Source organism: Paenibacillus sp. 2KB_20 (assembly GCF_052115765.1).
In the GTDB taxonomy this organism is placed as follows: domain Bacteria; phylum Bacillota; class Bacilli; order Paenibacillales; family Paenibacillaceae; genus Paenibacillus_AQ.
This window is the reverse complement of record NZ_JBFRHH010000002.1, coordinates 191,178-206,153: the sequence shown is the minus strand read 5'-3', so window position 1 is coordinate 206,153 and position 14,976 is coordinate 191,178. Positions and strand designations below refer to the sequence as shown.

The 14,976-nt window shown below is 53.5% G+C and carries 11 protein-coding genes; 10 read left to right on the top strand and 1 reads right to left on the bottom strand.

All coding sequences use genetic code 11. From position 1 onward, the window contains the following. Positions 1-24 precede the first annotated feature (24 nt). From AB4124_RS06805 to AB4124_RS06760, 10 genes are all read left to right on the top strand, one after another. Positions 25-1,242, top strand: a complete 1,218-nt coding sequence (locus AB4124_RS06805) for an asparaginase (RefSeq protein WP_441971931.1) — start codon at positions 25-27, stop codon at positions 1,240-1,242. A gap of 317 nt (positions 1,243-1,559) precedes the next feature. After that, on the top strand, positions 1,560-2,600 hold the full coding sequence (locus tag AB4124_RS06800) for a LacI family DNA-binding transcriptional regulator (protein ID WP_430202628.1): 1,041 nt from the start codon (positions 1,560-1,562) through the stop codon (positions 2,598-2,600). 331 nt (positions 2,601-2,931) lie between these two features. Further along, the gene (locus AB4124_RS06795) at positions 2,932-4,245 is read left to right on the top strand and encodes an ABC transporter substrate-binding protein (RefSeq protein WP_441971929.1); all 1,314 of its coding nucleotides are present in this window, start codon (positions 2,932-2,934) and stop codon (positions 4,243-4,245) included. An 80-nt stretch (positions 4,246-4,325) separates the two neighbouring features. Then, positions 4,326-5,207 (top strand): carbohydrate ABC transporter permease, encoded by an 882-nt coding sequence (locus AB4124_RS06790; protein ID WP_441971927.1) that lies wholly within the window; start codon positions 4,326-4,328, stop codon positions 5,205-5,207. Then, on the top strand, positions 5,200-6,030 hold the full coding sequence (locus tag AB4124_RS06785) for a carbohydrate ABC transporter permease (protein ID WP_076322332.1): 831 nt from the start codon (positions 5,200-5,202) through the stop codon (positions 6,028-6,030). Before AB4124_RS06790 ends, AB4124_RS06785 begins: the two co-directional genes overlap by 8 nt. 16 nt (positions 6,031-6,046) lie before the next feature. Further along, positions 6,047-7,288, top strand: a complete 1,242-nt coding sequence (locus AB4124_RS06780) for a Gfo/Idh/MocA family protein (RefSeq protein ID WP_441971924.1) — start codon at positions 6,047-6,049, stop codon at positions 7,286-7,288. Then, positions 7,285-9,483, top strand: a complete 2,199-nt coding sequence (locus AB4124_RS06775; RefSeq protein WP_441971922.1) for an alpha/beta hydrolase family protein — start codon at positions 7,285-7,287, stop codon at positions 9,481-9,483. The genes AB4124_RS06780 and AB4124_RS06775 overlap by 4 nt, the downstream gene beginning before the upstream one ends. After that, on the top strand, positions 9,480-10,754 hold the full coding sequence (locus tag AB4124_RS06770; protein ID WP_441971920.1) for a Gfo/Idh/MocA family protein: 1,275 nt from the start codon (positions 9,480-9,482) through the stop codon (positions 10,752-10,754). Before AB4124_RS06775 ends, AB4124_RS06770 begins: the two co-directional genes overlap by 4 nt. Positions 10,755-10,791: 37 nt before the next feature. Further along, on the top strand, positions 10,792-11,529 hold the full coding sequence (locus AB4124_RS06765) for a glucosamine-6-phosphate deaminase (protein WP_441971918.1): 738 nt from the start codon (positions 10,792-10,794) through the stop codon (positions 11,527-11,529). A gap of 14 nt (positions 11,530-11,543) precedes the next feature. After that, positions 11,544-12,704 (top strand): N-acetylglucosamine-6-phosphate deacetylase, encoded by a 1,161-nt coding sequence (locus AB4124_RS06760; RefSeq protein WP_441971917.1) that lies wholly within the window; start codon positions 11,544-11,546, stop codon positions 12,702-12,704. Between the two features lie 262 nt (positions 12,705-12,966). Here the strand turns inward: AB4124_RS06760 and AB4124_RS06755 are convergent, their stop codons facing one another. Further along, positions 12,967-14,967, bottom strand: a complete 2,001-nt coding sequence (locus AB4124_RS06755) for a prolyl oligopeptidase family serine peptidase (RefSeq protein WP_441971915.1) — start codon at positions 14,965-14,967, stop codon at positions 12,967-12,969. Between the last annotated feature and the right edge of the window lie 9 nt (positions 14,968-14,976).

Below are 14,976 nucleotides of genomic sequence, written 5' to 3'. Positions count from 1 at the left end.
TGACATAAAAAGGAGAGTTCCATAATGAAACCAAAGTCCAAACGTCCTTTAGCGGTCTGGAGTACCGCTGCATTCACCGCTTTTGTTATTTCCTTATCTCCTCTTGGAACCTATGCGGCGGATGCTGTCACGGTGACGGAAGTGAAAGGAACGGTTAGTACGGCTGCACCCGTACAGACTCCTGCAACGCCGGGAAGGAATACGACGGTACCTCCTCTATCGGAAGCTTCTAAGCAATCGACCAAGCCGAACGTGCTGGTCATTGCGACAGGCGGGACTTTGGCAGGCCAATCGACGGATGCCACCAGTTTTCAATCTTATCGGGCGGGTACGCTGAAGATTGAAGATATGGTGGGCGAGCTTCCGAATACGGACAAGATTGCGGATATCAGCACGCTCCAGTTCGGCAACTCCGGGTCAAGCGCCTATACCATGGCGGATTTATACGATCTTTCCCGGACCGTCGACAAAGCGTTGGAGGTATACGATGGCGTCGTTGTGACGACGGGGACGGATACGATGGAAGAGATCGCGTACTTCCTCGATCTGACGGTGCAAAGCGACAAACCCGTCGTTATCACGGGTTCCATGAGACCTTGGACGGTGATTGGTTCCGATGCCCAAGCGAACCTGTACAACGCGATCAAGCTTGCCGGAAGCGGCCGTACGGAGTCCTTCGGCACGGTGCTGATGCTGAATGATACGATTCATCTGGCACGCGGCGTAACCAAGACCAATGACTACCGTACCGACACGTTCGAAACGCCTATGCTGGGCGCAGTCGGATATATCGATGACGAGAATATCCGTATCTACCGGGCTCCCCTCCGTGCAATGAAGGGGGAAGGTCAAGGCAAACCGGTGTTTGACCTGAGCAAAATCTCGAAAGGGGATCTGGCGAAGGTTGAAATTGCGATCTCCTATCAGGAAGCGGGCGGCGGTGCGATTAAAGGCTTTGTGGCAGACGGAGCCAAAGGCATCGTCACTTCCGGCACTGGTGCAGGCGGCATCTCGAAAGAGATGAGCGCGGCCCGCAAAGAAACCATCGAAAAGGGGGTGGTTTTCGTAACAACAACCCGTACAGGCTCCGGCAGCGTATACGGCGGCGGAGAGGGTATCATTTCAGGTGACAATCTTAGCCCTCAACAAGCCCGCGTTCTGCTGCTGCTCTCCTTGTCCTTTACGGATGATTTCAATACCATTAAGGGTTGGTTCGCAACCTACGGAACACCTGAAGTGTAATCATAGTTACTCTATTTGGCTACTCCTTATTCCTACTGAACCATGAAATTCCTTCCACCAATATATTTGCCGCCAGGGATAACCTGGCGGTCTTTTTTTGTTCGCAAGCACGAAGGGACAAATGGCTATTTGCGGCTGTCAGATTCAGCGGCTGAAAATAACATTCCTGCCAATCGGATTATAGCCGAGGAGTTCGGGATCAACCGGATGGTAACAGGGGCGTGAGCGTTGAGGATATTTTCATGGATTTATTGCTTTCTATGTCAGCTATTTGTATACTTTACAATAGTAAACGATTACTATAAGTGAGGGATCCTATGAAGAAGCCGACCACGATACATGATATAGCGAAGATGGCAAATGTTTCTTCGGCGACGGTTTCGCGCGTGTTAAGCAACAGCAGTTATCCTGTCAGCAAGGAGCTTAAAGAGCGCATCCAGCAAATCGCGAAGGAGTCCAATTATATTCCGAATATGCTCGGCAAACAGCTGAAGAAGAATAGCAGCAATACAATCGGAGTCATCATACCTTCTATTGTGAATCCATTCTATTCCTCCGTCATATTCGGGATCGAAGAGGTGGCTCGGCAGAATAGTTTTACGGTTATCGTATGCAATTCCCTGCAAGACCCGGCGCTGGAAGATGAATATTTAAGGACGATCATGGAGAAACAGGTCAAAGGCCTGATCATCTCCTCGATCTCCAAGGATAAGAGCCAGTTGACTCAGTTGATGAAGCTTGGACTGAACGTCATCGCCATCGATCAGAAGATCGACGAGGATAACATTAACCAGATAGAGTTCGACTATCACAAAGCCGGTTACATCGCAACCAAGCATCTGCAGGAGAAGGGGCATGAACGCATCGGTTACGTTACTTCAAAGCTGGATCGCCCAAGTCGCCGAAGCATCCATCAGGGTTATATGTCGGCGATGAAGGACGCGGGTCTCAAGCCGCTGGTGGTCGAGTCACCGACCGAAGAAGTGTATAATGCGATTACCGAATTCGATACGGGCAAGCAGCTCACGCAGAAATTGCTGGAGCATTCTTCGCCGCAGCCGACGGCGATTTTTGCATGCAACGACATGATGGCCTTCGGGGTGATCAACGAATTGTCACAGCGTGATATCCAAGTGCCGGAGCAGATTTCAGTTATGGGCTTTGATGGCATTGATGTGGGGCAAATGATTCATCCGCCGCTTACAACGATTAAGCAGCCCGATTACGAGATGGGGAAGATGGCCTGCAAAATGCTGCTGGATATGATGCAGGGCGACGACAGTCCGATGTTTGATGTTATGCTGCAGCCTAAATTGCTGGAGAGAAAATCGGTCCGGGATATCCGGGAAAACAAGTGAATACAAGGATGGTATAAAGCCCGGGCATCACTGCTCGGGCTTTATTTGTTTTCAGAATAAAAGATATCGATTACTAACTAATTACTTGTCCGTGTCTGAATCAACCAAGTGGGAAACAATTCCTGTAAAACCTCAGAATGCCTTATGCATCGCCTGAAGTCAGACTTATAAAATAAAAATAATCGATTAGAGCATAGAAAACTCTATTCAAGAAAGTGCTTACATGCTATACTCGTTACAGAAATCGATTACTATAAAAATAATGCCTTTTGGAATGAGTTGGAGCAGAAAACACGCAATCCTGTTTTTTAAACAAAAAGGAGGGTTTTCAATGTCAAAAAAGGTAAAGGTATTCACCCTGATGCTGGCGTTTATGATGATTTTCACGGCATGCTCCTCATCCGGAGGGTCAACCGACGGGGAAACTCCGCCGGGCGAACCGGGAGGCAGCAAAGACAAAGTGACGCTCAAGATTGGGCTTCCCGGCAGTTATGAGGTGACGAGTAAGGAAATTATCGATGGCTTTATTGCTTCCCATCCCCACATCAACGTTGAAATTCAAGAAGCGCCATGGGGGGACTTTACGTCCAAGATCGCCACGCAGATTGCAGGCAACACCATGCCGGACGTCTGGTTCCAAGAGAACGCCACCATACTTAGCTACGGACAGCGCGGTATAGCAGAGGATTTATCCTCTTACATTGAAGCTGATCTGAAGGCAGACGAATACATCGATGGCTTGTTCTCGGCCAAAACGCCTGAAGGCAAGATCTGGGGTGTACCTCACGGTATTAACCCGATTGCACTCGCGTATAACCAGGATGTTTTTGAGAAAGCCGGCGTGCCAGTGCCGACCGACGATTGGACCTATGACGACCTGATTGAGGCCTCCAAGAAGCTGACGATCAAAGAAGGAGACAAAACGAGCCAATTCGGATTTATCGGATCCTTTTCCATAACCAATGGCTGGTTCCCTTGGATCAAGCAGGCAGGCGGCTCTGCCCTGGACGATACCCTGACGAAATCGCGGTTTGACGATCCCAAGACTGCGGTCGGTTTACAGCAGCTGTATGATGGGCTGGACCAGGGATATTTTGCGGATATCGACTTTCTAAAAGCGAACGGCGGCGAGCTCGAAGTATTCGCAAGCGGCAAGGCTGCGATGTACTTCCTCCAATACAGCTTGCAGGTGAATATGAACGAGAGTTTTGCCGATACGAACTGGGATGTTGTCAAAATTCCGAAAGGCGTTGACGGCAAACGTTATGTTCCGATGGTAGCGAACACGTGGCTGGTCTCCTCCAGAGCGAAGCAGGAATCGAAGGATGCCGCCTGGGAGTTCCTGAAATATTACCTCGGCGATGAAGTGCAGGACATGATCGTCAAGACGGGATCCACGCTTCCCGTGAAGAAGTCGGCACTGGATCAATTGAAGAACAGCACAACCAAACCGCTGAACAAAGAGGCTTTCACGGACGGGATTAACGAAGGCGGCGTTACCCTGGATGAAAATGCTACTTGGAGCGAATGGCGCATTCTGGTGCAGCAGGTGGTCAATGAAATCATGGTAGGCAATGTCTCGGTTGAAGACGGCGTGAAAGATATTCATACCAAAGTTCAGGACGTACTGGACTCCAGTAAATAGCTTCATGGGATAAGAGCGGTGCAGTCTTGACGACGTATCGGGTTGCACCTCTCTTCCCGCTATCGAAAGGTAGGTGTGTCATGCAGAAACAAGGGTACTGGGGCTATATATTCACATTGCCGTTTGTCATTAATGTCGTGGTATTCCTCTTATTTCCGATTGTATTCTCCACATATATTTCCTTCACGGAGTGGGACTTGTTTAACGCACCGCGCTGGGTCGGGCTGGATAACTGGGTGCGTGTATTGAACAAACATGAATTCTGGGTATCCATCCGAAATGTCTTTATGTTTGCACTCATCTTCGTGCCGATTCAGACGATCATGGCGTTTGTGATCGCCTTTATGCTGAATCAGGCCATTCGGGCCAAGGGGTTGTTCCGCTTGTTCTATTTCCTGCCTGTCGTTACTCCGTGGATCGCCGGCGGCGTGGTCTGGGTGTGGATGTTCAACTACCAATACGGCGTCATCAACTGGGTGTTGGAATCCATCGGCCTTGATCCTGTGAAATGGATAGATAGCAGCAATTGGCTGATGGTCGTCTCCAGCATCGCGATTGTTCAGGTATGGAAGGGCGTTGGTCAATCCATGATCATGATCCTGGCTGGGATGCAAAATGTTCCAAAAGAGGTGCTGGAAGCCTCTCAAATCGACGGTGCCAACGGCTGGAAGCAGCTGACGAAGGTGGTGTTCCCGATGGTAACGCCGATGGTATATCTCGTCATGATTCTGTCCACCATCTCGGCGTTTCAGGCATTTGATGTGTTCCTCGGCCTGTTCGGTTCCATTACCACGGGAATTCCGGAACGGAACATGGTTCCGAACCTGCTAGTGTACCGGGATGCGTTCCTGCTCTTCAAAATGGGACCGGCATCCGCAACGGCCTGGCTGCTGTTTGTCATTATTCTAGGCTTCACCTTGTTTCAGAAGTATTTTGAGAAGAAGTGGGTGCATTATGACTAAGACTACTCACCCCTTACTTAAGGTGCTCATGTACCTGCTACTCATTGTCGGTGCGGTATTCATGGTGTTCCCATTCATATGGATGCTGTCCACATCGCTGAAAACGGTAGGCGCCATCTCGCAGATGCCGCCGCAGTTAATCCCGAATCCGATGAATTGGGATAACTATGTGACGATATGGAATAAAGTCGACTTCGGTCGATACACCCTGAACAGTTTTTTCATCGTCTCGATCGAGATGGTTGGATCCTTGATCTCCTGCGCGTTTGTGGCTTTTGGACTTGCGATGTTCACCTTCCGGCTGCGGGGGCTCATCTATATGATCATGCTGGCAACCTTAATGATTCCGTCTCAAGTGACCATGATCCCGACCTATTTCATCTGGAAGGAATTTGGCGCATTGAATTCGTATTACCCTTTGATCGTGCCCAGCTTTCTGGGCGGGGCGTTCGGTATTTTCCTGATGCATCAGTTTATCAAATCTTTGCCTAAAGAGCTGTATGAATCGGCTACGATTGATGGCTGCAGCCCGCCGGGCATATTCTTCAGAATTTATTTGCCGCTGTGCAAGCCGGCGCTGGCGGCGCTAGGGGTATTCACTTTCATGGGGGCGTGGAACAACACGCTGGGACCGCTGATTTACCTGCAAGACAAGGAATTATATACATTGCCGCTCGGCTTGCTCTACCTGAAATCGGAGAACGTCAACCAAGCGCTGCTGATGGCAGGGGCCGTCATTACGACGCTTCCAGTTGTCATCGTCTATCTGTTCGCGCAGAAGCAATTTGTTCAGGGTATCGCTTCGACAGGGATGAAGGGCTGAAGGAGGAACTTACGACATGAAGAAGTACGTACTGGTCGGCGCTGGGTCAAGAGCGCTGTATATGTTTGCTAAACCGATGGTAACCGATTGGAAGGGGAGCGTTGCCTTTGAAGGCGTGTATGATGCCAATCCGGTGCGGGCGCGCTTTCTTAGCGAGGAATGCGGGGGAGTTCCCGTATATGATGATTTCCACGGCATGCTTGCGGCTGTGAAGCCGGATGTTGTCATTGTGGCGAGCACGGATTACACGCACCATACCTATATCGTGCAAGCCTTGAGAGCCGGCTGTGATGTCATTAGCGAGAAGCCGATGACGATTGATGAAGATAAATGCCGTGAAATTTTGCAAGCGGAGCAGGATAGCGGTAAGAGGGTGACGGTTACGTTCAACCTCCGGTTTGCGCCTTATTTTGCGACCGTGAAGGAATTGCTGCTGCAAGGGGTCATCGGGGATGTCTACCATATTGATCTGGAGTGGTTTCTGGACCGCCGGCATGGAGCGGATTATTTCCGTAGATGGCATGCCGAGATGAAGAACAGCGGCGGACTGCTGGTTCACAAGTCCACGCATCACTTCGACATCATGAACTGGTGGATGAACAGCCGTCCTGTGGAGGTCCATGCCTTTGGAACGAGACGGGTGTATGGGGACGATCGGCAGGATCATGGAGAACGATGCCTTACTTGCCATCGGAAAGACGAGTGCGAGTTCTATATGGATATCGAAAAGGATCCGTTTCTTGAAAAATACTATCGCCAGGCTGAAGAAGTGGACGGATATTTCCGGGACCGGTGCCTGTTTGACAGCCGGATCGACATTTATGACACGATGTCGGTCAATGTCCGGTATGACAATAATGCGATGCTGACCTATTCCCTCGTCGCCTATAGCCCTTATGAGGGCTGGCGCGCTGCGATCAACGGCAGCAAAGGCCGGATCGAGGTCTCGAATATATACAGCAACGCGGATATGAAGCAAGGGGAAGCGAGCAGGATTCATATCTTCAGAACCGATGGCACGGAAGAGGTGGTCGAGGTCAATACATCGGCCGCCGGTCATGGCGGCGGGGATGCGAAGTTGCGCAAGGCGCTGTTCGAAGGCGGAATCGAAGATCCTCTAGGTCAACAAGCCGATAGCTCGGTAGGCGCCGAATCCCTTCTGATTGGTGCCACAGCCAATCGTTCCATTGCCGAAGCCCGGGCGATGAAACTTCCGGACGTTTCGCCGAAGTTTGTCAACGGGAGTTCACCGAGATGAACACCGTTCAGGAACTGGAGCAGTATATCTGCACATTATACGACACGAGGGATCAGTTGAAGGCGCATGTGTTTGAGCGTTCCGATGCCGCATTTGCAGCCGGGGATGTCATTCGGGATGCCATCGTCACACCCGAAGCGGCGAGAAAGCGGCAGGAGGAGATCAGGGGGGCTTTCCTGAGGTCCATCGGCGGGCTTCCTGATACGTTTACGTTTGCCAACCTGGAAAGGGAAGAAGGGACGTCATTCGTGGAGAGGATACAGCCTGGCGTTTCTTTGCCGAATGTATACACGAACAAGGCGGCAGGGCGAATCAGTAAAAAGGCAGAAGGGACTTCAGAGGGCGCGTCGCTCGTCAGGCTCCGTTCCGGGCGCGCAGCGGGAGAAACAGGTGATGATGGAGCGCAAGCCAAACATCAGCCTCCGCTTAATGCACATACGGCGGGTGTCGTTAGCGGAGACGGCTTTCAGGTAGAGAAGGTCATATTCGAGTCCAGTCCGGGGTATTATGTCACTTCGAATCTGTACCTGCCCGATCACCGGGAAGAACGTTCCGCGGCCGTCCTGTTTCTGAGCGGACACGAGCTGGGGGCGAAGCATGATGCCTATTATCAGCGCGTGATCCAGCACTTCGTTCGGGCCGGCTTGATTGTGTTGGCAATCGATCCGATCGGGCAGGGCGAGCGCCTTAGCCTTCATGATTTCGAAGATCGGAAAGGAAGCGTCATATGGGGAACGAAGGAGCATCAGCAATACGGCGTTCAGTGTCATATGCTCGGCGACAGCGTAGCCCGCTATTTCGTTCACGATGCCATGCGTGCCGTCGATTACTTATGCGAACGGCCCGATGTTGATCCGGCCCGGATCGGCGTAACGGGGAACTCCGGCGGCGGAACGCAGACGGCCATGATGATGGTTTGCGATGAACGCATTGCGGCGGCGGCTCCCGCCACATTCATCATGAACCGGCAGCTGTACATGCATGCCGGCGGCGTGCAGGATGCCGAGCAGGTATGGCCGGGTCTGTCCGGGCTGGGTTACGACCATGAGGATCTGCTTATCGCTTTTGCGCCGAAGCCGCTGATCGTGCTGGCGGCGGAGTACGATTTCTTCCCGATTGAAGGCACGCGGCGTACCGTGGAGCGAGGCAGACGCTTCTGGGAGCTGCTGGGTCAACGCGATGACCTGCAGCTTGTGACCGACGCCTCGACGCACCGCTATACGGACCGGCTGGCTGCGGCTGCGGCGGCATTTTTCGTCCGGCATCTTGAGGTGAAGGTTGCCGCCAGTCATGCAGTGAAGATAGAGGCGCTTCCGCCGGAACAACTGTGGTGCAGCCCCAGCGGTCAGCTGTACCGGGATCAGGTGGGTGCAATATCGATCCGGGACTTCAATGCCGATCGCTGCGACCAACTGGCCGCAGACCGGTCGCTGCTGCCGACGCAGCAAAGACAAGATCAAGCAAGGCAGTGGCTACAGGAGAGAATCTACGCCTCCCGCAAGCCTTGCGAATTGAACCCGCGCATCATTCGGCTGGGCGCAGTGGAGGGCCTTGAGGCCGATTATCGCCTGTGGTGGTCACAGGAAGGCATCATGAACAGCGGTTATGTATTCCGACTGGCCGGGGATATAACCGAACGAAAGCAGCCGCTGACCGTTGCGGTTTGGCGGGGAGGGACCCGGCGATTGAAGGATCACTGGGCCTGGATTCAGGAGGCCTGTCAATCCGGCCGCGCCGTACTGGTGCTGAATACGTCCGGAGTCGGTCCGCATGAGCCTTATCCGATATACGAAAAACCTGCGCATTCTTATTTTGGCGTGCTGCATAAGCTTGCCGATGATTTGATCTGGCTCGGGGACAGTCTGGCTGCGCTGCGCACGTACGATGTCCTCCGGTGCATGGAGGTCATCTCCCACTTTGATGAGTGGCAGGGGGGAGCGATCCCGTTCTATACCGTGGGTCGGGAAGGGCTTTACGTGCAGCTTGCCGCGGAGATTGATCGAAGAATCGGTGCGATCACGGCCATTCATCCTTTGAGCAGCGCAGCCGATCTGGTCAGGGCACGGCAGTTTGAGGAGGAAGAAGCGATGAGCGTTGTGTTTCCCGGCATTTTGAAGGTGCTTGATCCCTCCGAGCTGAACGAATCGGGGAGTATATCGCGGGCAACTAGAGGGAAAGGAAGTGGAAGGACATGAGTAAACCAAAACCATTAACGGTCACGCTGGTCGGAGCCGGCCTTCGCGGCATGATATACAGCGATTATGCGCTCCAGCGGCCTGAGGAGATGCAGATTGTCGCCGTTGCCGATCCGGATGAGGTGCGGCGAAGCCGCTGCCAAGCCAAGTACGGGATAGCGGATGAGCGGTGCTTTACGAGCTGGGATGAGCTTTTTGCTGGGCCCCGTCAATCGGATGCGGTCTTCATCTGCACGAGGGACCGGGACCATTATGAGCCGACGATGAAGGCGCTGGCCGCCGGGTACCATGTGCTGTTGGAAAAGCCGATGTCGCCGGAATGGCAGGAATGCATCGATATGGGTCGGCAGGCAGAAGATTGCGACCGTACATTAACGATTTGCCATGTTCTCCGTTATGCGCCTTTTTTCCAAGAGCTTAAACGTTTGATTGATGAAGGACGGATCGGTCGTCTGATGTCGATCCAGCACAATGAGAACGTCGGCTACTGGCACCAGGCGCACTCGTACGTGCGGGGATATTTCAATAACAGCGAGTCATCCAGCCCGATGATTTTGGCCAAATCCTGCCATGACTTGGACATCATGCAATGGCTGGCGGGAGGACAATGCCTGAGCGTTGCCTCCTATGGCCACCTGTCGCATTTTCGTCCGGAATCGGCTCCGCCTGGCGCGCCGAAGCGCTGCCTGGATGGATGCCCGGTATCCCATGAATGCCAGTACTATGCGCCGAATACGTATCTGATCGAGAATGCGGGTTGGAAGGGCGAGGCCGCGAGCAACGATCCGAGTTACGAAGCGCGTTACCAAGCGATGTTGGAGGGTCCTTTTGGCCGGTGCGTGTACCATTGCGATAACGATGTCGTGGATCACCAGGTCGTCAGCATGGAATTCGAGCATGACATTACGGCGGTGTTCACGATGAGCGCGTTCACGGAGAAATGCAACCGTACCATCAAGCTTATGGGGACTGAGGGCGAGATTCGGGCCACGATGGAAACCAACGAGATCGAGATCCGCCGCTTTGGCAGCGGCAAGCAGGAAATGATCCAACTCGTCGATCCGGAAGGACATGTAGGACATGGAGGCGGGGATATGCGTTTAATTGAGGATTTTGTGAAGTCGGTCAGATCCCAGGGGCAGCATAACAGCTCAACTTCTGCCCAAGCGTCGATACAGAGTCATCTGATGGCCTTTGCCGCCGAGCGTTCCCGCGTAGAGAAGCGCATGGTGAGGCTGGAGGAATTTATGAATAGCGACGTTCTGGCTTAAATTTACAACGCTGTACAACAAAGGAGGAATTATCATTATGCAATTAAACATATTGGAACATGCGGATCAAGCAGGTTTGGAGGCAGCCCGCGCTTGCGAGGCGATTCTCCGCGACACGATCGCGGAAAAAGGAAAAGCGCGCATCGTCCTGTCAACGGGCGCGTCGCAGTTTGAGTTTTTGTCGCAATTCGTGAAGCTGGATATGGAATGGGATAAGATCGAGATGTTCCATTTGGATGAATATATCGCGTTGCCGGAATCTCACCCCGCGAGCTTCCGTAAGTATTTGAAGGAGCGTTTTCTGAAATATGCGAACGTCGGCCAGGCATGGCTCATTGACGGGGAAGGAGATCCTGAGGAAACGGTGAAGCGGTTGAATGAAGAGATCGCCAAGGCTCCTGTGGATCTGGCCCTGATCGGTATTGGGGAAAATGCGCATATTGCCTTTAATGATCCGCCGGCCGATTTTGATAATGAGTCGCCTTATACCATCGTGAACCTGAGCGATACGTGCAAGAGCCAGCAGGTAAGGGAAGGCTGGTTTGCATCGAATGAGGAAGTGCCGAAGCAAGCGATAACGATGACAGTCCAACAGATTTTGAAGAGCCGCCATATCGTCTCGGTCGTGCCTCATCAGGCCAAAGCGGCTGCCATTCAGAATACCATTCAAGGCGCGGTGGACAACCGGGTGCCAGCTACCATCTTGAAGACGCATCCCAGCTGGATGCTATATCTGGATAAAGCATCGGCAGCGCCGATTTATCAATGGGCGTAGTTAGGGGGACGCCTATGTTGTGGCGTGGAAAGCTCCCGCATACCGGCGAATCGGTTGAGGTAGAGGCGGCGTTAGACGGACGGATCGCGGCTATACGCCGGTTGGGACAGAACGAAAAGACGGCGTTACCTTGGATCAGCAGCGGCTGGATCGATGTGCAGGTCAACGGCTTCGGGGGATACGACTTGAATGGGACCGTGACGTCGCCGAGCGATATTGAAGGCGTGACGCGTGCGCTGCATCGGCGAGGGGTTGCCGCATACTTGCCAACGGTTATCACGGGCAGTTATGACCGGATGCGTCAAGCATTTAGCGGGTTGTCCCGGTATGTCCAGTCCGGGGAGTTCGGAAGTGCCTCTATTGCCGGCATTCATATGGAAGGTCCATATCTATCCGGTGAAGACGGCAGTCGAGGGGCGCATCCGAGGGAGTATATCCGGAATCCGGATTGGGATGAGTTTCAGCGGCTCCAGGATGCGGCTGGCGGGCTTATCCGGATGGTGACGCTCGCGCCGGAGCGCGAAGGCTCGGTTCCTTTTATAGAGAAGGTAGTCAAGGCGGGCGTGGTTGTGGCGATCGGGCATACGATGGCTACAGGGGAGCAGATCGATCGGGCGGTGCAGGCAGGAGCGACGGTATCGACTCATCTGGGGAACGGTTCACAGACCGTTCTGCCGCGCCACCCCAACTATATCTGGCATCAGTTGGCGGACGACCGGTTATGGGCAACCTTTATACCGGACGGCCACCATCTGGCGCCCCCTGTGCTGAAAGCGATGCTGCGGGCGAAACGGGACAAATCGCTGCTTGTCAGCGATGCCGTCATGTTCGGCGGCATGGCTCCCGGACGGTACAGCAGCCTCATCGGAGGCGTGGTCGAGCTGACGGCAGACGGGCGCCTGTATACGGTAGAGAATCCGGCGATACTGGCCGGATCCGCTTCTTCGCTGGACGTTGGCATTGCGAATGCGATCCGCTATACGGATATGACGCTGGCGGAAGCGGTAAGCGCGGTCACCATCCGCCCGGCTGTAGTACTGGCTATGCCGCAATTGGGCGAGCTTACGATCGGGAATCCGGCGAACTTGACGCTGTTCGACTGCGATTCAGACGGATCGGACATGGCTATCCGGGAGACAGTTGTGGCGGGCGAGACGGTGTACGGTCCTATTTGATATGAGGGTGTAGGAGGCTGCGGGAAAATGAACAGCGTCCGCGAACAACACGTCCTGATTCTTGCAGGGGACTTGGAGAAGTGCAAAGAGTCACGCTCACCGATCGAGAAAGTCCTTTTATGGGACTTTGGGCAGCAAATCTGCTGCCCTCCAGCAGACTACAACTCTCTTTGGCCATCGTCTGGCGGAACCAATACAAAAAACCATCCTTATGCGAGCGATCATTGCGTTAGCTCGCACAGGGATGGTTTTTCTTTTGTTTTTATTTTTCAATATGCTCCACAAACCAACGGACGATATGACTCAAGCGTTTCACCCGCAGATGCGGATGGCCGCTTCGGGACAAGTTGTGATCCGCACCAGGGAAACGGATGAACTGAGTTTCCCGGCCGAGTCGCTTCAAAGCGATAAACAGCTGTTCTCCCTGTTCGATCGGGCAGCGGAGATCCTGTTCTCCGTGAAGGATGAGAAGCGGCGTATGGACGTCCTTCACGTAAGCGAGCGGGGAATGCTTCCACAGCTTCTCCAGATCGTCCCACGGATTGCCCCAGATCTGATCCTGCGTAAAGGTGTAGCCGATATCGCTGACGCCGTAGAAGGAGATCCAGTTCGATATCGAGCGCTGGGTTACCGCAGCCTGGAACCGGTCGGTATGACCGACGATCCAGTTGGTCATGAAGCCGCCGTAGCTGCCGCCGGTCACGCCAAGACGGGAAGCGTCGATATAAGTGTAGGTATTCACAACATAATCCACGGCTTCCATCAGATCCTGGTAATCCCGTCCGCCGTAATCTCCTCTAACGGTATTAACGTGTACCTGACCGTACCCGTGGCCACCCCGAGGGTTGGTGTAGAATACCGCATAGCCGGCTGCAGCAAGCAGCTGGAACTCATGCATGAACGTATGTCCGTACATGGCTTGCGGACCGCCGTGAATCTCAAGCACGGCTGGGACCTTGGTGCCTTCCGTAAAGCCGGCAGGCTTCATGATCCACCCTTGAATCGGCCAGCCGTCCGACGTCCGGAACGTAAAGGACTCCGGCGTGCTTAACGCAAGCTCGTTCCACAGCTCCTCGTTGCAGTTTGTCAGACGCTTCTCCTCGTTCTTAGCGATAGAGAAGCTGAACAGATCGCCAGGCTGCAGCGGGTCGGCAGCGGCGAACACCACGTTCTCCTCCGGTGTCAGAGCGAATTGGTACACCTCTCGTTCGCCCGATACGACCAGCTCATAGGATGAACCGTCCAGAGCAAAACGTCCAATATGAACACTGCCATCCTGGCTGAGCTGGATGTATACGGATTGGCCGTCCTTACTGAACAGCGGAGGCGTTCCGGCTCCGGCTCTCATGTCGCTGACCGCGGCGTGCCCCAGCTGAATATCCATGTCCGTGAAGAGCACGCGGGATTTTCCGCCCGATAGCGGAACCAGGTGGATTTTGGTCAGGGTGGCAAAACCGCAGCTGAGGTCGCTGGCAAGCATGAGCATATACTGCCCGTCCGGGGTGAATGCAATGGAACCGATCGAGAGGGTTCCATCCGTCAATTCGGTTACGGATCCGCTATCGAGGTCCATGACAAACACATCGCCCGTCAAACGAAAATCCGGATCCGGGAATTGCTCCGTGGCAAGGCAGGTGCTGTATGCGATGCGGGTGCCGTCCGGTGACCAGGCGAAGGCATGTATATCAAAATCTCCTTCTGTAATTTGCTTGCATTCTTCCGTTGCCGGATTTACGAGGTATAGATGATGTCGACGTTCATTCCACAATCCTGCGCCATCGGCTTTATATTTAATGCGATTAATGATTTTTTCCTCAGGGAGCTTGTTTTTGTCGTCTTTGTCTGATTCTTCGCTTTCCGTAGATTCGGCTGCTTCCGCCTCGCTTCTAACAAGTAGGCGTGCGCTATCCGGGGACCATTTAAAAGTGCTGACACCGTGCTTCATGTCGGTAACCGGCCTTGCTTCCCCGCCGTTGGCAGGCATGATCCATACCTGCGGCTTATCGCCCTTTTTGCGCAAGAAAGCAAGCTCCGACCCGTCAGGGGACCAAGCGGGTGCTGCATCCGCCTCGCCGGACGTGAAGGGAACATCCTGGTCTCCTTCTGCAGGAAGCAGGCGGATATGGGAACGGTAACCGTCGTACTTTTCGCTGACGGATTTATGTACATAGGCTATGGCTCCACTAGCTGGAGATACGACAGGGTCATTCACCCAGTGCATCCGGTACAAATCCTCTGGCGTTATGAGTCGCTTATCAGTCATGAATCATCC